Source organism: Bacillus sp. BACIII, assembly GCF_057836745.1.
In genome coordinates, this window is sequence record NZ_CM174437.1 from 1,842,286 (window position 1) to 1,867,339 (window position 25,054).

28 protein-coding genes and 1 riboswitch are annotated in these 25,054 nt (G+C 46.6%); of the genes, 7 read left to right on the plus strand and 21 right to left on the minus strand.

Annotated features, from left to right (window positions below; all coding sequences use genetic code 11):
• Positions 1-100: 100 nt before the first annotated feature.
• The 8 genes from thiD to ACXN9U_RS08780 all read right to left on the minus strand — a co-directional run bounded on the left by thiD (position 101) and on the right by ACXN9U_RS08780 (position 7,396).
• A complete protein-coding gene (gene thiD / locus ACXN9U_RS08745) occupies positions 101-913 on the minus strand; it encodes a bifunctional hydroxymethylpyrimidine kinase/phosphomethylpyrimidine kinase (RefSeq protein WP_101605558.1) in 813 nt (270 codons plus the stop codon).
• Positions 914-935: 22 nt separating this feature from the next.
• Positions 936-1,946 carry a thiazole biosynthesis adenylyltransferase ThiF gene (locus ACXN9U_RS08750; RefSeq protein WP_060963075.1) on the minus strand — a complete coding sequence of 337 codons (1,011 nt, stop codon included), beginning with the start codon at positions 1,944-1,946 and terminating at the stop codon, positions 936-938.
• Positions 1,943-2,713 carry a thiazole synthase gene (gene thiG / locus ACXN9U_RS08755; protein ID WP_095240937.1) on the minus strand — a complete coding sequence of 257 codons (771 nt, stop codon included), beginning with the start codon at positions 2,711-2,713 and terminating at the stop codon, positions 1,943-1,945. The genes ACXN9U_RS08750 and thiG overlap by 4 nt, the downstream gene beginning before the upstream one ends.
• Positions 2,710-2,913 carry a sulfur carrier protein ThiS gene (gene thiS / locus ACXN9U_RS08760; RefSeq protein ID WP_003155008.1) on the minus strand — a complete coding sequence of 68 codons (204 nt, stop codon included), beginning with the start codon at positions 2,911-2,913 and terminating at the stop codon, positions 2,710-2,712. Before thiS ends, thiG begins: the two co-directional genes overlap by 4 nt.
• Positions 2,910-4,019, minus strand: a complete 1,110-nt coding sequence (thiO, locus tag ACXN9U_RS08765) for a glycine oxidase ThiO (protein WP_489202443.1) — start codon at positions 4,017-4,019, stop codon at positions 2,910-2,912. The genes thiS and thiO overlap by 4 nt, the downstream gene beginning before the upstream one ends.
• Positions 4,003-4,620: a thiazole tautomerase TenI gene (gene tenI, locus ACXN9U_RS08770; protein ID WP_489202444.1), complete on the minus strand. Its 618-nt coding sequence runs from the start codon at positions 4,618-4,620 to the stop codon at positions 4,003-4,005. Before tenI ends, thiO begins: the two co-directional genes overlap by 17 nt.
• Entirely contained in the window at positions 4,598-5,305 is a 708-nt protein-coding gene (gene tenA, locus ACXN9U_RS08775; RefSeq protein ID WP_489202445.1) for a thiaminase II, read from the minus strand. The genes tenI and tenA overlap by 23 nt, the downstream gene beginning before the upstream one ends.
• Before the next feature lie 85 nt (positions 5,306-5,390).
• Positions 5,391-5,499, minus strand: a riboswitch (TPP riboswitch).
• Positions 5,500-5,551: 52 nt separating this feature from the next.
• Complete coding sequence (locus ACXN9U_RS08780; protein ID WP_438421612.1) at positions 5,552-7,396, minus strand: monovalent cation:proton antiporter family protein; 1,845 nt, start codon at positions 7,394-7,396, stop codon at positions 5,552-5,554.
• Positions 7,397-7,622: 226 nt separating this feature from the next.
• Here ACXN9U_RS08780 and prpE point away from each other — a divergent pair, with 226 nt between their 5' ends.
• Entirely contained in the window at positions 7,623-8,372 is a 750-nt protein-coding gene (prpE, locus tag ACXN9U_RS08785; protein ID WP_045925339.1) for a bis(5'-nucleosyl)-tetraphosphatase PrpE, read from the plus strand.
• A 33-nt stretch (positions 8,373-8,405) separates the two neighbouring features.
• Here prpE and ACXN9U_RS08790 read toward each other — a convergent pair whose 3' ends face one another.
• The 4 genes from ACXN9U_RS08790 to ACXN9U_RS08805 are packed head-to-tail and all read right to left on the minus strand — an operon-like array spanning position 8,406 to position 11,159.
• A complete protein-coding gene (locus ACXN9U_RS08790; protein WP_060963079.1) occupies positions 8,406-9,299 on the minus strand; it encodes an RluA family pseudouridine synthase in 894 nt (297 codons plus the stop codon).
• Between the two features lie 14 nt (positions 9,300-9,313).
• The gene (locus ACXN9U_RS08795) at positions 9,314-10,114 is read right to left on the minus strand and encodes an NAD kinase (RefSeq protein WP_047477853.1); all 801 of its coding nucleotides are present in this window, start codon (positions 10,112-10,114) and stop codon (positions 9,314-9,316) included.
• Between the two features lie 16 nt (positions 10,115-10,130).
• A complete protein-coding gene (yjbM, locus tag ACXN9U_RS08800) occupies positions 10,131-10,766 on the minus strand; it encodes a GTP diphosphokinase (RefSeq protein WP_016938218.1) in 636 nt (211 codons plus the stop codon).
• A gap of 27 nt (positions 10,767-10,793) precedes the next feature.
• Positions 10,794-11,159 (minus strand): UPF0738 family protein, encoded by a 366-nt coding sequence (locus tag ACXN9U_RS08805; protein WP_016938219.1) that lies wholly within the window; start codon positions 11,157-11,159, stop codon positions 10,794-10,796.
• A gap of 124 nt (positions 11,160-11,283) precedes the next feature.
• Here ACXN9U_RS08805 and ACXN9U_RS08810 point away from each other — a divergent pair, with 124 nt between their 5' ends.
• The 5 genes from ACXN9U_RS08810 to ACXN9U_RS08830 all read left to right on the plus strand — a co-directional run bounded on the left by ACXN9U_RS08810 (position 11,284) and on the right by ACXN9U_RS08830 (position 14,525).
• On the plus strand, positions 11,284-11,859 hold the full coding sequence (locus ACXN9U_RS08810) for a CYTH domain-containing protein (protein WP_489202446.1): 576 nt from the start codon (positions 11,284-11,286) through the stop codon (positions 11,857-11,859).
• A gap of 4 nt (positions 11,860-11,863) precedes the next feature.
• Positions 11,864-12,550 (plus strand): lytic transglycosylase domain-containing protein, encoded by a 687-nt coding sequence (locus ACXN9U_RS08815; protein WP_489202447.1) that lies wholly within the window; start codon positions 11,864-11,866, stop codon positions 12,548-12,550.
• Positions 12,551-12,774: 224 nt separating this feature from the next.
• Positions 12,775-13,173 (plus strand): globin domain-containing protein, encoded by a 399-nt coding sequence (locus ACXN9U_RS08820; RefSeq protein WP_016938222.1) that lies wholly within the window; start codon positions 12,775-12,777, stop codon positions 13,171-13,173.
• A complete protein-coding gene (spxH, locus tag ACXN9U_RS08825) occupies positions 13,170-14,072 on the plus strand; it encodes a protease adaptor protein SpxH (RefSeq protein ID WP_060963082.1) in 903 nt (300 codons plus the stop codon). The genes ACXN9U_RS08820 and spxH overlap by 4 nt, the downstream gene beginning before the upstream one ends.
• A 285-nt stretch (positions 14,073-14,357) precedes the next feature.
• The gene (locus ACXN9U_RS08830; RefSeq protein WP_016938224.1) at positions 14,358-14,525 is read left to right on the plus strand and encodes a hypothetical protein; all 168 of its coding nucleotides are present in this window, start codon (positions 14,358-14,360) and stop codon (positions 14,523-14,525) included.
• Positions 14,526-14,559: 34 nt separating this feature from the next.
• On the opposite strand, the gene pepF is transcribed toward ACXN9U_RS08830, so the two are convergent.
• From pepF to mecA, 3 genes are all read right to left on the minus strand, one after another.
• Positions 14,560-16,389 carry an oligoendopeptidase F gene (gene pepF / locus ACXN9U_RS08835; RefSeq protein ID WP_489202448.1) on the minus strand — a complete coding sequence of 610 codons (1,830 nt, stop codon included), beginning with the start codon at positions 16,387-16,389 and terminating at the stop codon, positions 14,560-14,562.
• Between the two features lie 228 nt (positions 16,390-16,617).
• The gene (locus tag ACXN9U_RS08840; protein WP_489202449.1) at positions 16,618-17,775 is read right to left on the minus strand and encodes a competence protein CoiA family protein; all 1,158 of its coding nucleotides are present in this window, start codon (positions 17,773-17,775) and stop codon (positions 16,618-16,620) included.
• 150 nt (positions 17,776-17,925) lie between these two features.
• A complete protein-coding gene (mecA, locus tag ACXN9U_RS08845) occupies positions 17,926-18,582 on the minus strand; it encodes an adaptor protein MecA (protein ID WP_060963084.1) in 657 nt (218 codons plus the stop codon).
• A 275-nt stretch (positions 18,583-18,857) separates the two neighbouring features.
• On the opposite strand from mecA, the gene ACXN9U_RS08850 reads away from it, so the two are divergent.
• Entirely contained in the window at positions 18,858-19,514 is a 657-nt protein-coding gene (locus ACXN9U_RS08850; protein ID WP_489202450.1) for a TerC family protein, read from the plus strand.
• A 57-nt stretch (positions 19,515-19,571) separates the two neighbouring features.
• On the opposite strand, the gene spx is transcribed toward ACXN9U_RS08850, so the two are convergent.
• The 6 genes from spx to oppC all read right to left on the minus strand — a co-directional run bounded on the left by spx (position 19,572) and on the right by oppC (position 25,054).
• Complete coding sequence (gene spx / locus ACXN9U_RS08855) at positions 19,572-19,967, minus strand: transcriptional regulator Spx (RefSeq protein ID WP_003327578.1); 396 nt, start codon at positions 19,965-19,967, stop codon at positions 19,572-19,574.
• A gap of 178 nt (positions 19,968-20,145) precedes the next feature.
• The gene (locus ACXN9U_RS08860; protein WP_045925331.1) at positions 20,146-20,724 is read right to left on the minus strand and encodes a GNAT family N-acetyltransferase; all 579 of its coding nucleotides are present in this window, start codon (positions 20,722-20,724) and stop codon (positions 20,146-20,148) included.
• Between the two features lie 117 nt (positions 20,725-20,841).
• Positions 20,842-22,029 (minus strand): putative glycoside hydrolase, encoded by a 1,188-nt coding sequence (locus tag ACXN9U_RS08865; RefSeq protein ID WP_489202451.1) that lies wholly within the window; start codon positions 22,027-22,029, stop codon positions 20,842-20,844.
• 108 nt (positions 22,030-22,137) lie between these two features.
• Positions 22,138-23,055, minus strand: coding sequence for an oligopeptide ABC transporter ATP-binding protein OppF (gene oppF / locus ACXN9U_RS08870; RefSeq protein WP_016938232.1), 918 nt, complete (start codon positions 23,053-23,055; stop codon positions 22,138-22,140).
• Entirely contained in the window at positions 23,048-24,124 is a 1,077-nt protein-coding gene (locus tag ACXN9U_RS08875) for an ABC transporter ATP-binding protein (RefSeq protein ID WP_060963088.1), read from the minus strand. Before ACXN9U_RS08875 ends, oppF begins: the two co-directional genes overlap by 8 nt.
• Before the next feature lie 12 nt (positions 24,125-24,136).
• The gene (oppC, locus tag ACXN9U_RS08880; RefSeq protein ID WP_049628257.1) at positions 24,137-25,054 is read right to left on the minus strand and encodes an oligopeptide ABC transporter permease OppC; all 918 of its coding nucleotides are present in this window, start codon (positions 25,052-25,054) and stop codon (positions 24,137-24,139) included.

Here is a 25,054-nt window from a genome sequence, read left to right on the forward strand (position 1 = left end):
AGACATAATTTAGTACCTGATCTTAATTTTTATCATATCATAACCTTGTCCAGATTGAAAGCATGGGAAAAAGACCGCCGGGTGTTGAAGCGGTCTCTTTTTATCTCGTCTGCAGACTGTTTCTTTTATAGGCAAAATGATTTGTCGGCCCGTGTCCCGCTCCGATGCTGAGCGTATGTTCCACGGCTTCACGCACAAAGTTGGCGGCTGTCTCAAAAGCGGCTTGAATATGTTTTCCTTTTGCGGTTTCCGCCGTCAGCGCAGCCGCAAATGTACAGCCCGTTCCGTGGGTATGTTTCGTGTCAATATAGGCGTGACTGATTCCGGTAAAAGATGAACCGTCAAATAATAAATCAACGATTTTCCCCTGTTCAGGCTGGTGTCCGCCTTTTATGATGACGTTCTTTGCGCCAAGCTGGCAAAGGCGTTCGGCTGCTTTTTTCCGGTCTTCAAACGTACGGATTTCCATTCCGGTCAATGCCTCAGCTTCCGGAACATTCGGCGTAATCGCATAACTGCGCGGAATTAACAGCTCTTTTAACGCGGCCTGTGCTTCCTCACGCAGCAGGGATGCGCCTCCTTTGGCAATCATGACGGGATCGGTGATGAGATGCTCCAGTCTGTACTGATCCATTTTTTCCGCAATTTCCGCAATCATCTCAGCGCTCCACAGCATTCCCGTTTTTATTGCGTCAGGCCGCAGATCTTCCGCCACCGCGTCGATCTGGCTGCCGAGCGCTTCCCGGGTGAGCGGGTAGATGCCGTGAACACCCAATGTATTCTGGGCGGTTACCGCTGTAATAGCTGACATCCCGAAGACGCCGAGCTCCTGAAAAGTTTTCAGGTCCGCCTGTATACCGGCCCCTCCTCCTGAATCTGACCCGGCAATCGTCAATGCTTTGCAAATGCTCATGCTGTTTTTCTCTCCTTTCGCATTATCCGATCCATTTATGATAAAAAGATTTCGCTCTGCTGATGTCGCTTGTGCCGTGAATGAATGCTCTGCCGTCACGAAACAGAACCATCTTGAAACTGTCTGTGCGGAAAGAAATTAAATACGGATTGGCCGAAACGTCAAGCCCGGCCCGTCTGAGCTGTCCCGAAAGCCTTTGCAGGTCAAACGGCTCTGAGATTCCCGTTCTGATCTGTACCGTGTTTCTCCCGCACAGAACAGCCGCTTTTGACTGATTCTCGTAAGATAAAAACGGAAAATCGTTTGTGCCGCAGCTCGGGCAATCAGCTTTCTTGAGACGGGCAACGTTTATTTCGGACCGTTCATTTTTCCACAAATCAAACGAACGGAGAACATGCTCAACAGGTCCGCCCGTTAACAGCTTCAGCGCGTCTGCAGTCTGAAAAACAGCCGTCTGTAATACAGCCGGACTGATAATTCCCGCCGTATCACATGTCATACCGCCTAAAGGCAATGTCTCAAGCAGACAGTGGAGGCACGGCGTGACACCGGGAATGACGGTAAAGGAGAGTCCGTAGCTGCCGACACAGGCGCCGTACAGAAAAGGAACTCCTTTCTGTACAGCCGCATCGTTCACAATCAGCCTCGTTTCAAAGTTGTCAGTCGCGTCAATGATAAGAGATGCGTCACAAATCAGTCCGGGTGCGTTTTCCGCAGTGACATCCATGACAAATCCCTTCACATCTACATCGCTGTTTATGGATGTAAGCCGTTTTTCAGCTGCCGCAGCTTTCGGCATTTCCTGTCTGACGTCATCTTCGGTATAAAGCTGCTGGCGCTGGAGATTACTCCACTCCACATAATCTCTGTCAGCGATCGTTACCTTCCCGACCCCTGCTCTGACAAGCATCTCCGCATTTGCCGCGCCAAGCGCACCCGCGCCGATAATCACGGCATGAGACGACCGGAGCTTCTCCTGTCCGGAGGGACCGATCGGCTGATACAGCTCCTGTCTGGAATATCTGTCCGTCATACCGGAAGACCGTCCCGCGGACTGCTTGCAGTTCCGTAATCTTTCACCGGAATCCGCCCGGCTTCATAAGAAAGGCGGCCCGCTTCTACGGCAAGCTTCATCGCCCGGGCCATTTTGACCGGATCATCAGCGCCTGACACGGCGGTATTTAATAACACGCCGTCCGCTCCCAGCTCCATCGCGCAGGCAGCGTCTTTTGAAGAACCAATGCCGGCATCGACAATGACCGGAACTTTCGCCTGTTCAATGATGAAGGACAGATTCAGCGGATTTAAAATTCCCTGGCCTGAACCGATCGGTGAAGCGCCCGGCATAATAGCATGGACTCCAAGCTCCTCAAGACGCCTTGCGAGCACGACATCATCTGACGTATACGGAAGAACGATAAATCCCTCTTCAAGCAGCTGCTCTGATGCTTTCAGCGTTTCAACCGGATCAGGCAAAAGTGACCGGCTGCATCCGATGACTTCCACTTTTATCATGTCACAAAGCCCTGAAGCTTTAGCAAGCCTGGCGATTCTGACCGCCTCTTCAGCCGTTGCGGCACCGGCCGTATTCGGCAGAAGCGTGTACTTAGACAAATCAAGCTGTTCGAGAAAGTTTGGCTGAGACTGTTCAAAGATATTCATCCGCCGCACCGCAAAGGTTAAAATATCTGATTCCGAGACGGCCACCGCCTCTTTCTGAATCTCAAAACTCGGATATTTTCCCGTGCCTAACAGCAATCTTGACTGAAACTGTTTTCCGCCTATTGTTAACATCCTCATCCGCCTCCTACAAAATGGACAATTTCGATGACATCGCGATCACACAAACTTGTGTTTTCATAATTCTTTTTTTCGATGATTTCTTTATTTCTTTCTACAACTACGATTCTTTGATCAAGCTGATACGATTCAAGCAAATCCTGAACCGTCCCCTCTTTTCGATTCCAATCAATTTGTTTTCCGTTCAGCTGAAGGATCATATTTGAACAGCCTCCTTGCGATCAATTCGAAACGCTTCTTCCCATTCATGTTTAACCTGTCTTCCCAGGATCATATCCCGCACCATTTCAGCCGTTGCCGGAGCTAGCAAGATGCCGTTTCGAAAATGGCCGGCGGCGAATATGATGCCGCTGTTATCAGGATGCCGCCCGATAAACGGCTTTCCGTCTTTTGTTCCCGGCCTAAGCCCCGCCCAAAACCGGTCTATTTTCATATGTTCAATGGCGGGCAGCATGGTTTTCGCTTTCGCAATGATAGCCTCAATCCCGCCGACGTCAGGCGTGTCGCTCCAGTCGCCCCGTTTCATCGTGGCGCCGATGACAAGCCGCCCGCTTTTTCTCGGAACGACATAACTTTGATTATGGTAAAGGGTTTTGGTCAGCGGGATTTCGTCATTCCACACAGAGAGGCATTCTCCTTTCACAGGGAAAAAAGGCTGCCCCAAGCCGAGCTGGCTGAAAAACCGGCCGCTCCATACACCGCTTGCAACTGCGACTTTGTCAGCATAAACATCCCCGCCGGACGTTGTGATGCAGTATTCCCCGTTCATCCGTTTTACGGAAGTGACTTGTGTATGCTCATATATGTCAGCGCCATAACGCCGCGCCCCTTTTGCATACGCTTTGCAAACATAGTAAGGTTCGACATGGACATCGTCTTTTATAAAACATGCGCCGAGAATGTCCTTTGAAGCGTAAGACTCTTTTTCAAGAACCTCTTCCGCTGAGAGCCAAGTGACGGAAGGTAAATCATCCATCTTCCGTAAACGGGTCATGTCTTCTTCTGTATACGCCAATTTAAGCATTCCGCCGTTATGGCGCCTGATGTTAATGCCGCTGGCTTCCTCAAGCTCTTGCCCCGCCGCTTCATACAGTCTTTGGCTGTGCATAGCAAAATCAAAAAACGCATCACGGTTTTCACATTCCGCATGAGCGCCAAGCATTCCCGCCGCAGCGCTTGTCGTTTTTCGGCCGATTGCTCCGTCTTCAAACAAGACAACGTTCTGCTGCATCTTCGCCAACTCATAAGAAATGGCGCATCCGATAATTCCGCCCCCGATAACCGCCGTATCATAGTGCTTCTTCATCATCAGCCCCCCTCACCGCGCGTGCATACCGTTTTGCCGCCTCCTCAGGGTTTTCAGCTGAGAAAATGCCCGACATAACGGCAATTCCGTCCGGTTTCGCCTGCTTTGTGAGCCCGATCGTCTGCAGTGTCATTCCGCCGATTGCAATGACGGGGATGGAAAGCGTACGTGTGATATCTGAAAGCAGGCCGATGCCTCTTGCCTCAAGTCCTTGTTTACATTCCGTTTCAAACACATGGCCGAACACCACGTAATCCGCATCTTCTTTTTCAGCTTGGACGGCTTCTTGCAGTGAATGAACCGAACGTCCGATATGGAGATGGGGAAATCTGCTCCGCACCTGCTTTACGGAAAAGCTGCTGGACGGAAGCTGAACACGTTGTATATTGGCAAAAAGCGCGATATCTGCCCGATCATTGATGATCAATTTGTCCTTATCCGCACCGCCTTTTTTCAACAGTGACAAAAGCTGCATGATCTCTCCCGCTGTTTTGCCCCGCTCACGGATATGGATAAAGCTCACTTCGCGCTGAATCGATAGAATATCCTCGGCCAGCTCGGCAACGGGTTTGCGATTATCAGTTACGGCGTGCAGCTCCAAAGGACTCCACCTCTTTTCCGCCCTTCTCCGACCAGCCTTCTTTTTGATAAGCCATTCCCCAAAATTGATATTCATAATAGCTTGAAATCACAAAATTCTCTTTCATTTTCGCGCGGATTTCCTCTGTGCTGTTTTCAGCAATCTCGTCAAAACGGCTGATCTGTTCTTCGACCTGCTGTCTGAACCAGTCTCCGCCGTATGTACCGATCCATTTTTCGTAAATCGGATGTTCCGGTTTGCATTCCTTTAAGCGTTCGCCAACTTCATAATAAAGCCAATAGCAGGGCAGAAGCGCGGCTAAAATTTCTCCAAAACGGCCGCTCATCACCGATCTGTACATATGAGACGTATAAGAATAGGCTATCGGTGCCGGCTTAAATGCCGCACGCTCTTCTTCTGTAATCCCTAAAAGCTCCGTAAATTCGCGGTGCAGCGCCATTTCCGCTTCATATGTGCCCTGAGCGTGGCCCGCCATCCTTCCCGTCGTAAACAAGTCTTCGGCATATGCGGCTGCAAACGCCTGAACTTTTGCAAAATGCGTCAAGTAGTAGGAATCTTGCAGCACGTAATAACTGAAACGGTCTAACGGCAGGCTTCCATCACCGATCCCTGTTACAAACGGATGAACAAAGCTTCCGTCCCACCATTCGGCTGCCGCCAGTCTGCATTCTTCAGAAAATGTCATAAAGTTTTCCCCCCTGATAAAATAAAAAAACCACTTTCCCGCATCGGAAAAGTGGTTTGGAATTTATCTGGATAAAAGGAACCCAAAAAATACCGCTCCACTTCCCTACGCAGGTCTGAACCTGTTCAAGTTATGAGGGTCTAAAAGTCTCACTTTTATCTCAGCCCTTATGAAGGACACCCCTAGTGGTCATACGATTATCATTTACTTGTTATGCCTTCTATCTTATCACGAAATGCAATTTGGTCAAGCTTCAAGGATTTTTCTCAGCTCCGACACGTAGTTGCGCGAGCCCGTAACGATGAGACGGTCTCCTGTTTTCAGCCTCGTGTCCCCGTGCGGAACGATGCTGTCCACACCTCTGAAAATCCGGACGAAAATCACATCGCCCATCAGCGGAAATTCGCGCAGAATAATGCCGTTATACGCCGTGTTTTCCAGATTGATCTGATAAAGCGAAGACTCTTCATTCGTCAGAAGGTTCATCACGCCCGGCGCCTCAATTAATGCGCGCAAGAGCGTCTTTGTAGACAGAAGGATAGAAAAAATACTGATGCCCTCTTCCTTCAGTTTTGTTTCATGTTCAACCGAGCCGACGCTTGCGATGATGCGCTCAGTCCCTTTCTCTTTCGCCATTAAGGCGATTTCAGCGTTCACATCTTCATTTCCCGTCGCCACGACCAGAATATCCGTTTTAAAAATACCGTGCGACTCAAGCGTGCCGGGCTCGTAATCAGAAATCGTTTCAACAGAAAAAACGGATTCCGCAAGCTTTTCCCCGGCATTTTCCTGATACACATGGACGACCCGCACATCATATTCCTCATCAGGCAGCTCCAGCGTCACCGGAAGCGTCATTTGGTTGGCGCCGATAAATGTAATGCGCTTCTTTTCCTGCGGCGCACTTTGCCGCTTGAATAATTTTTTAAAGCCGATCGGTGAGATGATGCTGGCGATAACCGCAACCAAAGTCAGCGCGCCGGACATATTGGCGCTGATAATGTGAAGCCTTTCTCCGATCGTAGCCGCCGCGATAACAAGCGACAGCGTAGAAGTCAGCAAAAACCCCGAAGCAAACACGGTTCTTTTGTCATACCATTTCTTTAAATAAAACACCGGGAACATTTTGCTGATAAACAGCGCCAGCAGAAGCAGCGGAATCATCGTCAATGTTTTCGGATCTTGGAAGAGCGTCCATATATCCAGCTTCACCCCGACCATGACGAAAAAGATCGGAATTAAAAACCCGTAGCCGAATGAATCCAGCTGCTCCACCATTTCTTTATTCGGCGACAGAAGCGATACCAAAACGCCTGCTAAAAATGCACCGAGAATATTTTCCGCCCCGAGAGATTCCGATAAAGCGACAAGCACGATAATCAGTGTAAAAATGGCTCGCGTGCCGATCTGGACGGTGCCTTTAGACATCGACTGCACAAATGAGCGGTGTTTAAAGATCCTGCCGAAGAAATACAGCACCACACCCGCGGCAAAGAGAATCAGAAGAAGCCACATATTTCCGCTGTCTTCCCCATAAAGAGAAGAAAAGAAAGCGAGCAGAATCATCGTAGCCAAGTCCGCAATAACGGCGACAAGCAGAATAATCTGGCCGATATTGGAATTCATGATCCGTTCTTCCTTTAAAGTCGGAACCACCACACCGAGTGATATTGTCGAAATAATAAGCGTCATTAAAAACGCGTTTTGAATAAAACCGGCTAATACAAAGGCATAGGACAGCAGCAATGATAAAATAAAGATGCCGAAAAATATGATCAGTGCGGCAGAAAACGTATTGGGTGCTTCCTTGCCGTTCGGAAGGAATTGTTTTTTCTTTCCTTTCTCAAATGACGAAAAGTCAATTTCCAATCCGCTTAAAAACATTAAAAAGATAAAGCCGAGAACAGACAGCGTCTCCAGCCACGTGTCTCCCTGAACGACGAGATTCAGGCCGCTTTTTCCGATAATAAGCCCCATGATGATTTCCGCGACGACGACCGGAATGCTGAGCTTAAACCGATGTAAAAGGAGCGGCGTCAAAAAAGCGACGATCAGAACGACGACTAAAGAAGCGACTGATGTATGTTCCATTTGTAAATACCTCCTTAAAACAAGGGTTATAAAAGCCCGCTTAAAGCGGGCAATACCTTACTTTTTTTAAAAACATAACGCATATTCTAACAAGGCTGGCGGCGAAAAAAAAGTAATAAGGCATTATTTCTTCAAATTCTTTTTTTAATTTGTACCAAAACAGCGTAATTAGGTAAAGGAATTAGTCCCATAATAAATAAAAAACCGGAAAAGGGAGGCTGACAGAATGGCTTATGACATCATCAGCGATATACACGGATGTTATGACGAAATGATCGCGTTAATGCAAAAGCTCGGATATGAAGTGAAAGACGGAATGCCCGTCCATTCTGAAGACAGAACGCTTGTCTTTGCGGGGGATTTAACAGACAGAGGCCCCAAATCCGTAGATGTGATGCGTTTCGTGGCAAAAGCATATGAAAAAGGCATCGTCCGTTATGTCCCGGGAAATCATTGCAACAAACTGTATCGTTACTTAAAAGGAAACCCCGTAAAAGTGATGCACGGACTGGAAACGACGGCAGCCGAACTGAAAGAGCTGTCTCCCGCCGACAGAACGGAAGTCTCCAGACAATTTATCCGATTATATGAGTCAGCGCCGCTTTATGACATTCTACATAATGGCGATCTCGTTGTCGCCCACGCCGGCATAAAAGCTGACGATATCGGTAAATACTCGCGTAAGGTAAAAGAATTTGTGTTGTACGGCGATATCACGGGTGAAACGTATCCCGACGGCAGACCCGTCAGAAGAGACTGGGCCGCCGCCTATGAAGGGAAGGCATGGATTGTTTACGGCCATACCCCTGTAAAACGCCCCCGGATCGTCAACCGTACAATCAACATTGATACAGGATGCGTCTTCGGGAATCAGCTGACAGGCTTTCGCTTTCCGGAGCATGAAACCGTCTCTGTGGAAAGCTCAATGCCCTATGATGCTTCACGCTTTCGCGAAGATCAAGGCAGTCAGACATGAAAAAAAGCCCGAAACCGGTAAACGGTTCGGGCTTTACATATGTTCAATCAATGTTTTCATATCGTCAGGAACGGGGGCAAGAAAAACGAGCGTTTCTCCTGTTATGGGGTGTACGAATGAAAGCCGCTCACTGTGAAGCGCCTGCCGTGCAATTCCCTCGTTTTTTCCGCCGTACAGCGTATCACCGACTAACGGATGGCCGAGGTAACTCATGTGCACCCGGATTTGATGCGTCCGCCCCGTCTCAAGCCGCAACTGCGCAAGCGTAAACACACGTCCGGTTTTTTCTGTTTGAAAATGCGTTACCGCTTTTTGTCCCTCCGGCGTTACCATCCGCTCAATAATGCTGCCGGGTTTTCTGCCGATTGGCGCGTCCACCGTTCCTTCTTTCTGCTGCATGACGCCGTGTACGACAGCGAGATACCGCCTGCTGACAAGCCCCTTCCTCTGCGCTGCCGACAAAAGAGAATGAGCAAGCCGATGCTTGGCGATCAGCATCGCTCCCGACGTATCCCTGTCAAGACGGGTGACGAGATGAACCGTGGACTGTACGCCGCTTTTTAGGTAATGGCTGATCACTCCGTTAGCGATGCTTTCCGACGGGTGTTCCCGTGATGGAATTGAGGAAACAAACGGCTGTTTATTGACCACCAGCACATGGTCATCTTCATAAAGAATGTCAAGCGGAACCGGCTCAGGCAAAAGCGTTTCACTCACATGCTCCTTTGGGAATTCAATCTTAAGCACATCCCCTGCCGCTAATACGGCGCGGACGGTTACATGCTCTCCGTTGACAAGAAGATCTCCCCCGCCGAATTTGATGTCAGCGAGAAGCCGTTTGGAAATGCCGAGCTGCGCCGTATATTCTTTTACCGTCATGCCGGCTTCCCGGGCTGAAATATTCTTTTGAATAAAAAAGTTGTTCAATCCGTTTCCTCTTTCTATTCGCCTTTTCCGATAAAGGAGTCCTGCACTCTTTTCCAAAACGGAAAAGGGCGGAATCTTGCAAATCTGACTTTTTCATTTGCCACCCGGCATAGAATAGATTTGACATCCTTATGCAGCAAGGTCAAATGATCAATCGTGACTTGGAAGTCGACGTCGTTTCTCGGTTTGATGACACAGTTATGATGATCGGGAAGCAAAAGCGGCGAACCGACAGTCCTGAACACTCTGTTGTTGATGGATGCCATTTCCGCGAGCTGAATCGCTCTGATGGAAGGATGGATGATCGCGCCGCCTAACGCTTTATTATAAGCCGTGCTTCCGGAAGGCGTTGACAGACATAAACCGTCTCCCCTGAACGTTTCAAACAGCTGGCCTTTAATTTCAACGTCAGCGACGAGACTGCCTTCTATGCTTTTGATTGTACATTCATTCAAAGCCAGATACCGTTCTTCACGCTCTTCATCATGATAAGTGACAACCACTTCAAGAAGGGGATATTCCACGGTATGATACGGCGTTTTGGCGATGGCAAGAACAAGCTTTTCTATCTCCTGCGGAACCCAATCGGCATAAAAACCCAAATGCCCCGTGTGAACCCCGACAAAAGCCGTTTTATCCAGACGGTCGCTGTATCTGTGGAATGCGTAGAGAAGTGTTCCGTCACCGCCGACGGAAATAACGATTTCCGGCTCTTTTTCATCCAAGGTCATATCAAAATCAAGTAAATACGCCTGTATTTTGCTTTTCAGTGTATCTGAAACTTCGTCTCCTTTTGAAGAAACGGCAAATTTCATGCCATTCCCCTCCTTTCTACTGGTGGCCTCCCGCTTTTTTCTTTCGTGAAAACGCGGCTTGGGCTTCCTGAATCTCTCCGCGGATTTCAGACATTTCTTCATCGAGACGGGATGCGGCTTCCGAGGCCCGCTGCAGCCTCAGCTTTACTTTTTCGGGAATGTTCCCGCTGTATTTGTAATTCAGTGAATGCTCAATGGTTGCCCAAAAGTTCATGGCAAGCGTCCGAATCTGTATCTCCACAAGAACATGCTTTTCTCCGGACGCAGTTTGTAAAGGATATAAAACGACAAGGTGGTAAGACCGGTATCCGCTCTCTTTATGCTCTGCTATGTAATCCCTCTTGTCGACAACGGTAAAATCTTTTCTGGCAAACAGCATATTTTTGACGATCTGGATATCATCGACAAATTGGCACATAATACGCAGTCCTGCGATATCCTGCATCGTTTCAATCTGATGAAGCGGTATGCTTTTCCGTCTCGCTTTTTCAAGTATGCTTACCACCGGCTTCACGCGGCCTGTCACAAACTCAATCGGTGAGTGGTCATCTTCATACTCATAAAGGGTTCTGACGCCTTTCAGCTTCACCTTTAATTCCTCAACAGCCTGGCGGTATGGCGCTAGAAATTGCTCCCATTGTTTGTCATCCATCGTACATCCCCCAATTCCGAACCTGTTCTAAAGAAATACGCTTTTCACTTTTTCTTCCATATCTCCGTAGTTTGCATTATCTTTAATATTTTCAATAAGATAATCGAGTTCTTCATGCAGCCCTGAAAGTTCAACCGTTTTGCCGCCGGCCTCCAGCACCGCCGGTTTTCTTTTGTCAAAGGCCTCTTTCAGATCCGGCCATACATGTTCTTTTATAATGACATATTCAAAAGAGTCAGCTGTTTCAAGTATGTATACAAAAGCAAAGTGATCGGAATCAACAAGCATTTGACCTGAGGCTTTGCGTTCCGCTCCGCTTAAGTCCTCTCCGCACTTCAGGCGGAGCACGTCTTCTGTTAATGATGCATTTTGAATTTCAATTCTCTTTTGCATAATGTTCTCCTTTTTTAACAAAGTACAGCATTTATTTTATCATATCAAGGTCGATATTGATAAACGTAACCTCTAAAGAGATAATGGGAATTATACAATTTTTCGTCCTGAAAGGAAGACTGTCATGACCCAAGAAATAGAAATTGAATTCAAAAATCTGCTGACAAAATCAGAATTTCAGAAGCTAAGTGAAGCACTTGGCATGAAAAAAGATGATTTTAAGCAGCAATTCAATCATTACTTCGATACAAAAGATTTTGCTCTGAAACAAAAAAAATCAGCCCTCCGCATCCGTGAAAAAAACGGCGCGTTCGTCCTGACTTTAAAAGAGCCTGCCGCGGTCGGTCTTCTGGAAACGCACCAAGAGCTTGCAAAACAGCCTGACCTTGACAGCTTCAAGATCCCCGAAGGCCCCGTAAAACGGCAGCTGGACGGTCTCGGCATCCATTCAGAAGCCATTTGTTACTTCGGAACGCTGTCGACTGAACGCTCGGAAAAAGAATCAGAAAAAGGCTTAATCATTTTAGATCACAGCCGATATTTAGAGAAAGAAGACTTTGAATTGGAATTCGAGGCTGCTGACTGGGACGAAGGAAAACGGGCGTTTGAACAATTGCTCAAGCAATTCGGCATCCCTCAGCGGGTTACTAAAAATAAAATCCAGCGTTTTTATGAACAGAAACAAAAAAAGGTGGAATGACACAGTGAATATAACGAATTGGGCGGCCCTTCTCCAGCTTCAATCAATGGCGCTGCAATCAATGTCTAATACAAGCACCGCTTCAAGCGGACAATCTGCCGAAAGCCCGCTTTCAAATTTCAGCGCGCTGCTCAGCCAATATACGGGCACAGCCGTCCGGCAGCAGCCGGAAGCGGGTATTTTAAACGGGGTGCGGACCGATCATACTTCATATTCACCGAGAATTCCGGTTTCAGTCAGTCCCGCGGCCTCTTCACAGACCGCTTCTTCCGGCATAAAACCTGCGCATACAGCTTCTGACATCAGCACCGGAAACTTTTCAATAGACAGCGCCATTCAAAAAGCGGCCGAAAAATACGGAGTCGACGAAAAGCTGATCCGTGCCGTTATTAAACAGGAATCAGGCTTTAATCCGAAAGCGGTCAGCGGTGCGGGGGCGATGGGACTGATGCAGCTCATGCCTTCCACGGCTGAATCACTCGGGGTGTCAAACCCGCTTGATCCCGTCCAGAACGCTGACGGCGGGACGAAATACTTAAAGCAGATGCTCACAAAATACGACGGAAATGTGTCTCTGGCGTTAGCCGCCTACAACGCAGGCCCCGGCAACGTAGATCAGTACGGAGGCATTCCGCCGTTTAAAGAAACACAGCAATATGTCAAAAACATCACCCAACAGTATTACGCGTAAACCAGAGAGGCTTCCTTCTCTGGTTTTTTTGCGGAGTAAATCTTACACATGAATGAAGTCGATGTGATATGATATGAAATACAAGCGCCTGACAGAAAGGCACTTTGTTTGTAGAAATAAAATGTTATTGCTAAAATATACAGTAACTGAAGATAGTAAAACTGAAAGATAATTTTGCAATAGGAATTATGATTCCTATTAGCCATATAAAAGGAGTAGTCAACATGGGACAATCGTTTAACGCACCATATGAAGCGATTGGAGAGGAACTTCTATCGCAACTTGTTGATACTTTTTATGAGCGTGTCTCGTCTCATCCCTTGCTGAAGCCGATATTCCCAAGTGATTTGACTGAAACGGCCAGAAAACAAAAGCAATTTTTAACCCAGTATTTAGGCGGGCCTCCCCTCTATACTGAAGAACATGGCCATCCCATGCTCAGAGCAAGGCATCTTCCCTTTCCGATTACGGCAGAAAGGGCTGATGCGTGGCTGAGCTGTATGAGCAGAGCGATGGATCATGTCGGGCTAGAGGGCGATATTCGTGAATTTCTGTACGGGCGTCTGGAATTAACGGCCAGACATATGGTAAACCAGTCAGAAGCGGAGGATCGATCATATTGACGAATTATCAGCATGAGCAATACTTCGCCCATTGCCACGGACATCCAAAAAAACCGCTGGAAATTTACATGTTTGTCGACCCTTTATGTCCTGAATGCTGGTCGCTGGAGCCCGCCATAAAAAAATTAAAAATCCGATACGGACGTTTTTTTACGCTGCGGATCATTGTTTCCGCGAGCATCACATCGCTGAATAAGCAAAAGCGCAAAAAACACCTTCTTGCCGAAGCTTGGGAAAAAATCGCGAACCGTTCCGGGATGCCGTGTGACGGAAGCCTTTGGCTTGAGCAGGATCAGCCCCTTTCATCACCTTATCTTGCGGCACTCGCTTTAAAAGCGGCCGAACTGCAGGGAAGAAAGGCCGGCATCCTGTTTCTCCGCAACATGCAGGAAAGTCTGTTTGTCTCAAAGCAGAATATTACAGATGAAGACGTTCTTTTAGAGATTGCCAAAAAGACGAAATTGGATGTCGAAGAATTTAAACGTGATCTCCATTCACAAAGCGCGGTAAAAGCGCTGCAGTGCGATATGAAAATCGCGGCGGAAATGGACGTCACCGTTAATCCGACATTGACGTTCTTTAACAGCCTGCATGATGATGAAGGGCTGAAAGTGCCCGGCAACTACTCTTATGAAGTATACGAAGAAATCTTATTCGAAATGCTCGGCGATGAACCGAAGCCTTCTGAAACGCCGCCTTTGGAATGTTTCATTGAATATTTTCGATTTGTCGCATCGAAAGAAATTGCACTTGTTTACGATTTAAGCCTTGACGAAGTTGAAAAAGAAATGAAAAAACTGGCGTTCGCCAAAAAGGTCGCCAGAGTGGATGCAAAGCACGGTCTGTTTTGGAAATCCTTAACCGGAACCAAAGAGGATGTCACCTGCTGCGATCATTAAAAAAAGCTGATTCCTTACGGAGCCGGCTTTTTTTGTGCAAATAAAGAAACCGCGCCGGGATAAGCGCGGTTTCATATGTCTTAACGACAACAAAGGGGATGGGAGAAATTTTTCACGGTCAAACAAAGGGGTAATGTTTGTTTGTGATCAATTTCACATCCTTATCATATCAAATCTTGTCGAGTTTTGACAACCCATAAGCTTAATGTTCATATTTTTGTCACAAAACATAACTGACTGCTTGTTTTCATAGAATATATCAATGTAAAACAAGGAGGGACATACATGCTTCGCACCGTATTGACCATCGGAATGATTGTGTTTTTCTTCTTTTTAAATCTGCTGGCCATGATGCACATGCTGCCGATTTACATCACATCTCCCCTGCTGTTTCTGTCGATATTGTTTGCCCTGTACCGGCTGAATCACCGAAAAACGTTTAAAGGATTTTAAAAAGCCTGCGCATCTTCTGCACAGGCTTTTTCTATTATGAAGGGTTCACTTTCGAAAGCAGTTCTTCCATTTCATTCAGTTTCTCTTCAAACATTTTGCAAGCCGCCTCGATCGGTTCAGGCGATGTCATGTCGACTCCCGCTTTTTTCAGTATGTCGATCGGGTATTCTGAGCTTCCCGCTTTTAAGAATTCGGTATAACGCTCAACCGCATGCTTGCCTTCTTTTAAGATCTGGCTGCTCAGCGCTTGGGCCGCACTGTAGCCTGTCGCATATTGATACACATAATAATTGTAATAGAAATGCGGAATTCTTGACCATTCCAGGCTGATTTCTTTATCAATCACCATATTGTCTCCGAAATACTTTTTATTGAGATCATAATAAAGCTTGCTCAGCAGTTCAGGCGTCAGCGGCTCGCCTTCTTGCGCTTTCGTATGAATCAGATGCTCAAATTCAGCGAACATCGTCTGTCTGAAGACTGTGCCTCTGAAACCTTCAAGCATGTGGTTGAGCAGGTACAGACGCTGTTTTTCATCTTTTAAGCTGTTCAGCATGTATTCACCAAGCAGCGCTTCATTGGTCGTAGAAGCGACTTCAGCGACAAAAATGCTGTAGTTTCCGTACGGATACGGCTGATATTTTCTCGTATAGTAGCTGTGCACGGAATGGCCGAACTCGTGAACGAGCGTAAACAGGTTGTTGACATTGTCATGCCAGTTCATCAAGATGTACGGATTCGTGCCGTATGTACCGGACGAATAAGCACCGCTGCGTTTTCCTTTGTTTTCGTATACATCGACCCAGCGGTTTTCAAGTCCTTCTTTTAAAATAGACGCGTATTCCTCGCCTAACGGAGCAAGCCCTTTGAGCATATAATCTTTTGCTTCCTCATATGTGACCTTCATTCCCGAATCTTTTACAAGCGGTGTGTACAGGTCATAAATATGGACTTCATCAAGGCCGAGCACCTTTTTTCGCAGATCAATGTAACGGTGTAATAACGGAAGGTGTTTATTTATCGTTTTGATCAGGTTATCATAAACTTCTTCAGGGATGCTGTTATTAGATAAAGCCGCTTCCCGTGCTGATTTGTATTTTTTCACGCGGGCGTAGAAATTGTCTTTTTTCACAGTGCCGCTGAGTGTAGTCGCCATCGTGTTTTTATACTGTCCGTATGTTTTATATACGGCTTTAAAGGCTTTTTTACGGACTTCCCGGTCGCTGCTTTCCAGAAAATTAATAAAGTTGCCGTGTGTGATTTGAGTTTCCTTGCCGTCTTCATCTTTAATCGACGGAAACGTAATATCAGCGTTATTTAACACACTGAATGTATTGGAAGGCGAAGACAGCGCTTCTGACGCTTCCGCAAGCAGGGCCTCTTCTCTTTCACTCAGCACGTGCGGACGCTGTTTTGTAATTTCTTCAATTGCATGGGAATAAAGCTTCAGCTCCTCTTTTTCCAGAATAAACTGATGCAGCTTGTCCTCCTGAATCGCCAGAATTTCCGGTTCAATATAAGCAGTCGCGCTGGCAGCCTGAGAATACAGACTTGCGGCTTTGTCGTTCAGCCCTTGGTAGAAAGAATTTCCCGTATCCTGGTCTGAACGCATATGCGCGTATGCATAAAGTTTCCCCAGACGGCTCGTCACTTCATCCTGTGCGGTAAGCGCCGCGTATAAATTATCGGCTGAATGAGCAAGCGTGCCTTTAAAGGAAGATAAATTCGGAATTAATTCTTTAACCGCTTGAAATTCTTTATTCCAGGCCTCATCACTAGGAAAAATATCCTCTAGTCTCCATGTATGCTCTGCCTTTACTTCACTTCTGTCAGGCAGCTGTGCTGCTTTATTTTCCTCAGTCATGGTGATCCCCCTCGTTTTCTTTACTTCAAGCCAATTGAAAAAACGATTGTTTCTCCAAAAACTTGTGTTGTGATTATCTTCCGGCTTTTCACTGCCTTTTGTCAAATCATATGCGGCATATAAGACCAAGCATACCAATAATCCAGTGAAAAAACGAAAACAAAATGCCCGTACGCCCTTCACATTCAGCCACCACCTTGACGTTAGGGTGAACGAAATGACGCATTCTCATTCCCCAAAAAAGAGCCGATCCCGCTGACGCAGCTCTTCAGCCGTTTGGCGCTTCTGTTGAGATGAGGGCATATATACTTCATTCTCAGTTTCCTTTAAAAAATCCTGCAAGCATAAGAAATCCGCATATTGTTTCACCGCCATTCCGATAAGATGTTCGTGAGAATCGTACCGCATCCGGATTTCCTGACGGCGGATGTTATGCCGTACATTTTGAATCATGCCGGATAATCGGATCGGTGCTCCTTTTTCAAAAAGCTCCGCAAGCCGCAAGTATAAATGGCCCTGCCACACGAAAACGGGACTTGCAAACACAAATCCCGCTGAAACGGGAATAAACACTTCAGAAGGCAGAAAAGGAAATGCAACCTGGTGTCTCTCGTAAAAAAGCCGCCGGATGAGACCGGCATCCTCAGATAAAAACCGGCCGCTTTTTGTGCGGAAGCCGGCTACGGCGCGTCTCCAAGAGGAAAGTTTGACGCTGTGCCGCTCTTCCCGATGACAAATGTCTTTCAGGTTTGCTTTGTGAAGTGGGATCGTGGTTAAGCCGGCATAAGAATAGCCGGTGTAAAACGGGGTGATGGAATGCAGTTTGTAAAAGGAGCGGGCGTCGGGGCAGTAAAACATCAAGGCTGAAAATGAATTGACTTCAAAGAACTGCCAGTGATATGCAGAAAGCCGGAAAAAATGCGCAGCCAGCCGTTTCAGGCGTTTTGCCCCGATGATCCAGACCGGCCGGTATCCGGCGTTTTTCAGGCCTGCCGTCCGGCTCTTTAAAGAGTCTGCCGAAAGGTTCGCACATTGAAATTCAATAGCCAGCCTCTCTTTTCCATTTTCAGCGGTCAAGTCAGGCCGCTGACCTGCGGAAGTCAGATACGGCTCTAGGCTGACGGTGCACCCTTGTGCCTTAAGCCAGAGAAAAAGCTGTCTTTTTCCTTCCAGATGGTATTCGCTTTCAGGCTCGGATTCTCCCGGACAGAGCCTGCTTTTTTTATGGGCGAAATGCGGCAGTTTCTCCCGTCCCAGTTTGATATCAAGCTCACTTTTACACACGGGGCAGAACCAGCGCTTTTTTCTCAGTTCCGCCGCCTTTTCCTTTGAATAGTTTCCGGCCAGCTGAATGAGCCGGCCGTCGGCATTCACAGCACTGAACATGTTGCATCTTCTCCTTTCCTGAATCTTGATGTATTCAGCAGAAAGAAGGCATACTCCTGTTTGCGGGTGAGAGCCGTTAGGGGGTTTTCAGCCGTTTATCATGTCATTCAGAACAAAAAAAACCGATTTCTGCTGAGAGAAATCGGTTTTTTATGATGCAAAGTGTTTTTTTATCGTATATAACGCATGATCAGCGATCACCAATTTTCCGTATTCTTCAAGACGGTGAATGCTGACTGACGATTCGTGCGCGTACTCCAACAGGATGCTTAGCTGATTTTCAACCTCTTCATCAGTTTGCTCATAAAAATCTGCATATAAATAATATCGGTTTTCAAACGAATACAGGGTCGTTTTAATTCCGTTAAGATTCAATTTTGATAGCGAGATGAGATCCTCAAAATCATCGAACCGCAAAGTGAACTGAAGCTTTTGCTCCTTATCTTCCTGGCTCTCGGCCTGCTCTTCTTTCTGGAAATCATCAAGTAAAGCATCGAGATTTTCATCTGCCGGCTCTTGTTTTTTATCTTCCGGGATCGGCAGTTCGAGTTTTTGTCCGTCCTTGGAAAGCTGGGCTTTTGTTACGATTATTTCCAGTCCTTTGTCCAATGCCTGAACCTGAATCCAAAGAGGACCCTCGACAGCGAATTCTTCTTCATCATGAACTTCATCCATGACTTCCCAGAACAGTTCTTCACTGCGCTCGCGATTGTACCAGATTTCTTCTCTGTCAAAACCGCGATCTTCAATATCACCATAAGACATATAAAATTTTACAGTATGCTCATTAATTCTTTCTATTTCCATTTTGCCAACCTTCCCTTCTTTATAAGATGTTGAAGGGACATCTAAGCTCCCGATGAATAGTACTTTACTACACTTTACCCATTCCGTCCACATCTTAACCTTATAGAAGACAGCACAAATTCTGTATATTTCTATTTTATGATAAAACAGTTATAAAAGAAATAAAAAAGCATTTTCGCGCCGAAAAACAGGCTTTCTCCCGGTTCCCATCATAAATGGCTCACTGCTTCATATATTAGCTGTACAAGCAACCGATCTATAAGCGAGGTGTTACCATGCCGCACGATTACCTGCTGTCCCTTCTGCTCATTATCGGAATTGATCTCATTCTCGGCGGTGACAATGCCGTCGTCATCGCGATGGCCAGCCGGAATCTGGCGCATAAACAAAGACAGCAAGCGATCCTCTTCGGAACGTTTATCGCAGTCGTCTTGAGAATCGTGCTGACGAGCGCCGCGGTCTATTTATTGAATGTTCCTTTTTTACAATGCGCAGGCGGTGTGTTTTTATTGTATCTCGGCTATCAGCTTCTGATTGAGAAGAAAGATGCACAGCATGTGAAAAGCAGTTCTTCCCTTTGGAAAGCCATCCGCACAATTGTTTTGGCTGATATCTTTATGTCTCTTGACAATGTCATCGCAGTAGCCGGCGCTTCTCACGGTGAGCTGACGCTTGTAGTGATAGGGCTTTTCATCTCGGTGCCGATTATCATTTGGGGCAGCAAGCTCGTTCATGCCGCTATGGAGAAAATGCCTTTACTGATGTACGCCGGAAGCGGCCTTCTCGCATTTACCGGCGGTGAAATGATTGCCGGGGACAGCAAGCTGTCTTTTTTCATGACAGAACACGGCACTATACAGATGATGCTGCCGATTTTGACTGTCGCTTTTGTCATCCTCGCCAGTATGATTTATCAGCAGACTGAAAAATAATAAAAAGCCCAAACCGCGACGGTTTTGGGCTTTTTCCATGCTTATCGTAAGCTTATATCAGTTAGCCAGACGCTGTGCTTCTCTTAATTGGAAAGAACGTACTTTTCTAGGCAGGAATCGTCTGATTTCATCTTCGTTATAGCCGACTTGCAGACGTTTTTCATCAATGATGATCGGACGGCGGAGCAGTCCCGGATGCTCATTGATCAAAGTGTACAAGTCTTGAAGCGGCATTGATTCAACATTTACGTTCAGTTTCTGGAATACTTTAGAACGGGTAGAGATAATTTCATCCGTACCGTCTTCAGTCATACGCAGAATCTGCTTGATCTCATCAATTGATAACGGCTCAGAGAAAATGTTTCTTTCTTCAAACGGAATCTCGTGCTCCTCAAGCCAAGCTCTTGCTTTTCTGCATGACGTACAGCTAGGTGATGTGTATAATGTAACCATTAATCTTCACTCCTCTAATTAGTAGGATGAACATGTTTGTATTCTCAAATTGAAATGACTTTAAAAAAGGAATCTTTATAGGTATTATACTATAAAAAAGTAAGTATGAACAGTCTCCTGAGAAAAAAATGTGTCAATCCGGCAAATTTACGTTTTGCGGATTATTTCCCATTCTCAATTAGCTCAGCTGATCGAAAATGTTTTTTCGTTTGTTCTCCTCAATGACTTTGAGAACTTCATCCGTTTTTTCGTATGATTCTCCGTACCATTTTTCATCTTTATAAGTGTGAATGTTTTCATATGTCTGTTTCATCGCTTCAAACATTTCTTCTTCAGATTCCGTCTTAGGCGACCAGTACAGAATCTCCATTTTGTTCACTTCATTCGTAGCCAATGACCGGCGCCGATACCCGATTGACTGCGCGTGCTTGAAATGCTCTCTTTGATAAAAACGCAAGCGCTTCTGTGTGTCCGTGTCATCCTCGTCAACAGGCTCCACTTCGAGAAGAATCGGTTTGTTTTTCTTTTTCAGCCTGCCGATCAGCTTGCTTCCGAGACCTTGTCCTCTGGATTTCTTCGACACAAACAGGTAATCAATAAAGATGAAAGAGTCAAATTCCGCATACATCAGCACGTGGTACTGCCCTTCTTCTTTATGATAAACATCGCTTCGCTCCTTTAACAGAGCTTCCATATGCGCTTTTGATTTCATTTCTTCAATCGGAAAATATTCACTCAGCTTTTCGTACCAGTTCATTCATTTGCTCCTTATGGGTTCGTTGTCTTCACACTTTTAGATATACCCCATTTCCGATTGTTTAAACAATCTTACATCTATTAAGACGTGTGACCCTTTGACATGGTTTCAATTTTTTTAAAATGGTGTGTAATCGACATTTTTTGTATAACGGTTTGCCGCATCCCATAATAAAAATTCGTCAATTCCTTCATCATGCAGCGCTTTAATCTGGTCTTCCACCTGGCTTTTCCCGTACTTTTGATAATTTCCGCTGCCAAGATAAGAAGCCGTGAAGTCCTGAAGCCACGGGCGCGACACAGGCGGGTGTTTCAGCTTAGACAGTTTGTTATTTTCCACTTTCGCGTATTCTTTGATGACATTGTAAGGCTCAAGATCCGGTTTATCAATGCCGAAATAGCTTGTCCAATGGCTCGGATAAATCATGGATGAAATGACATCGACCTGTTCTGAAATTTTGCTGAAATTCTGGCCGATCCCAGGCGCTTCCGGCAGTGTGGCAGAATAGCCGAAAATATCAACCGACACATTTGCGCCATACGGCTTGAGTTTTCTCTTCGCATATCCGACAAAATCGGTGACGGCATGAACGCGTTTTTGCACATTGCTGTCTGCTGTTTTTCCGTAATCGCCGTGTCCGTATGTCAGTTCGCCATCACGTTTTTCAAACCCTTCAGGAAAACGGACATAATCAAACTGAATTTCCTGAAAACCCATTTTCGCAGCTTGTTTTGCAATCTTTACATTATAATCCCATACTTCTTTCATAAACGGATTGACGAACGATTCTCCGCGGCCGTTTTTCCAGACGCTTCCGTTTTTTTCTTTAAAGGACCACTCCGGCTTTTCGTTCGCGAGTTCGCTGTCTTTAAATACGACAATACGCGCGATCGGATAGATCTTTTTTTCTTCCAGCTTTTTCATCATCTTTTTTGGATCTTTAATGTACGGTTTAGCGATTTTGTCATACTCAGAATGACCGTCCGGTTTAAAGGTAAGATTTCCGTTGTCGTCCTTCACATCAATCACCATTGTGTTGAGCTTCGATTTGTCCACAAAGTCTGTCAGCTCCTCGAATTTGCTCCCTCCCGCTGAATGTCCTGTGACGTAAATGCCCCGGACCTTATCAGGATGCGTAAAATGCAGCCCTGACGGATAAGCAAACCTCTCATTTGTTTTTGGCAGCTCTTTTTCAGTCAGCGCTATTTTTACAAGCGGCTGCTCTTCTTTTACAGCCGCCTGTGCCGGATAAGCGGCTGCACTGAAAAACAGTCCCGCCGCAAAGGCGCATAAAATGGTTTTCATACTGATCTCCCCCTTTTTTTCCATTATAGGAAAACGGGAGCAGGCTGAATAAACTTGGATGTGCGCAAAAAAAAATCCTCCAAGACTGAGTCTTGAAGGATGCTGCATTTATAGATAGGTTTTAAATTCAGCTTCTGTGCACATAACAAAATGTCCCGGTTTTACTTCGCGAAATTCCATCTTTTCTCCGTCTTGGAGCTGATGAATTGACGGATCGTATTTCTTTCGCACGCGATTTCTTTCGTAGTCCGGATCAGGAAGCGGGATAGCGGACAGCAATGATTTCGTGTAAGGGTGAAGCGGATTTTCGTAAAGCTCATCCGCCGGCGCAAGCTCCACCAGCTTCCCGAAATACATGACGCCGATGCGGTCGCTGATGTATTTGACCATTGATAGATCATGGGCGATAAACAGATAAGTGAGCCCTTTTTCTTGCTGCAATTCTTTCATTAAATTGACGACCTGCGCCTGAATGGAAACGTCAAGCGCCGAAATCGGTTCGTCCGCAATGATAAACTCCGGATCAACCGCCAATGCTCTGGCGATTCCGATACGCTGGCGCTGCCCGCCCGAAAATTCATGCGGATAGCGGTTGGCGTGCTCTTTATTTAAACCGACCGTTTCCAGCAGTTCGTGAACCCGCTGCATCCGCTCTTTTTTCGTTTTGGCCAGGCGGTGAATATCTATTCCCTCGGCAATAATGTCGGCGACTGTCATTCTCGGATTTAACGAAGCATACGGATCTTGGAAAATCATCTGCATTTTCCGGTTAAACTCCAGCAGCTTCTTGCGGGATTTTTTCCCGTGGACATTTTCCCCGTTAAAGAGAACTTCCCCGCCGGTTGCCTCATACAGCCGGATGATACTGCGTCCCGTCGTTGATTTACCGCAGCCCGATTCTCCGACAAGGCCGAGCGTTTCGCCTTTATAAATATCAAATGATAAATCATCTACGGCTTTTACCGTTCCTTTCGGCGTAAAAAAATGCTGTTGTAAATGTTTGATTTCAAGCAGTTTCTCAGTCATTTTTTTCACCTTCCTTCATTAAAACAGGCTGCTGATACGTATTCGGCAGCTGACGGATTTTAGCCTTCACCGCTTCTGGCGGCTCGACCTTAGGCGCATCAGGATGCAGAAGCCATGATTTTACAAAATGCGTGTCGGACACTTTATACATCGGCGGTTCCTGTTCAAAGTCAATTTTCATCGCATACGAGCTGCGGAGCGCAAATGCGTCCCCTATCGGAGGGTTTGTGAGATCAGGCGGCGTGCCCGGAATGGCCGTCAGTTTTTCCTGATCTGTGCTGTCCAGACTCGGCATTGAGGCAAGCAGTCCCCACGTATACGGATGGCGCGGATCATAAAAGATTTCATCCACCGTGCCCGATTCAACCACCTGACCCGCGTACATGACGGCGACCCGATCGGCGACATTGGCGACAACGCCGAGATCGTGCGTGATGAAAATGATAGACGTATCAATTTTCTTTTGCAGATCTTTCATCAGCTCAAGGATTTGCGCCTGAATCGTCACATCAAGTGCTGTTGTCGGTTCATCGGCAATTAACAGCTTCGGATTTGCCGCAAGCGCCATCGCGATGACGACGCGCTGTCTCATACCGCCTGAAAATTCATGCGGGAATTGGCCGACCCGTTTTTCAGGCATCGGGATTCCGACGAGATCAAGCAGCTCTATGGCGCGTTTTTTCGCCGCTTCTTTTGAGATTTTTTCATGTTTGAAAAGCACTTCCGTAATTTGTTTGCCGACTTTCATCGTCGGGTTCAGAGAGGTCATCGGATCTTGGAAAATCATTCCGATTTCCCTTCCCCTGATGGCCTGCATTTCTTTTTCGGACATCGGCACGATATCGCGCCCGTCAAAAAGAATCTGTCCTCTTTTAAAATAGCCCGGAGGCATCGGGATCAGCTTCATAATCGCCTGAGATGTCACACTTTTTCCGGAACCTGACTCCCCTACGATCGCCAGCGTCTCTCCTTTATTCAAATGGAAATTCACGCCGCGGATTGCCTGTACCTCTCCGCCGTATGTTTTAAATGAAATGGCTAAGTCTTTTACTTCTAGCAAGCGTGTCACTCATATCACTCCTTATTTGCGTAACTTAGGATCCAGCGCGTCTCTTAACCCGTCGCCGACAACGTTAAAGCCGAACATCGCCAGGCAGATAAATCCTGCAGGGAAGAACAGACGCCAAGGGTAATAGGTTAATGCAGGCAATCCGTCTGAGGCCATCGTCCCCCAGCTCGCGAGCGGCGCAGGTACGCCAAGCCCCAAATAACTTAAAAACGCTTCTGTAAAAATCGCCGTCGGAACCGTGAGTGTCATCGTTACAAGTATAGATCCCATCGCATTCGGGACAATATGCTTAAACAAAAGCCGGCCGGTTTTGGCACCGAGTGTCTGTGAAGCAAGCACATACTCCTGATTCTTTAATTGCAGCACCTGTCCGCGGACGATTCTCGCCATATTGATCCAGCCCGTGATCGTCATGGCGACGATAATGGTCAGCAACCCTTTCGGCAGAACAACCATCAGCAGAATCACCATTAATAATGAAGGAACAGCCCACAGAATGTCGGCGATGCGCATCATCACTTCATCTGTGCGTCCGCCGCGGAATCCGGAAATGCTGCCCCAGATTACGCCGATTAATAAATCAAGCACGGCAGCTGCGACACCGATAAAGATGGAAATCCGCGCGCCCACCCATGTCCGGACAAATATGTCCCTTCCAAGGTCATCCGTGCCGAACCAATGATCTTTCGACGGTGCTTTATCAGCATTTAATAGATTGGTAGTCGCATAATCATATTTTGAAAAAATAGGAGCAAAAATCGCCATAAGAATAATAAGAACGATCAGTACCAATCCGACCATCGCAAGCTTATTGCTGCGGAAGCGGAGCATGGCGTCTTTCCAGAGGGAAAGGCTTTTTTTACTTATTTTTTCGGCATCGCCGGCATTAGCTGAAGCTGGTTCAAACATATTTTTAGGAATGTTCTGCAT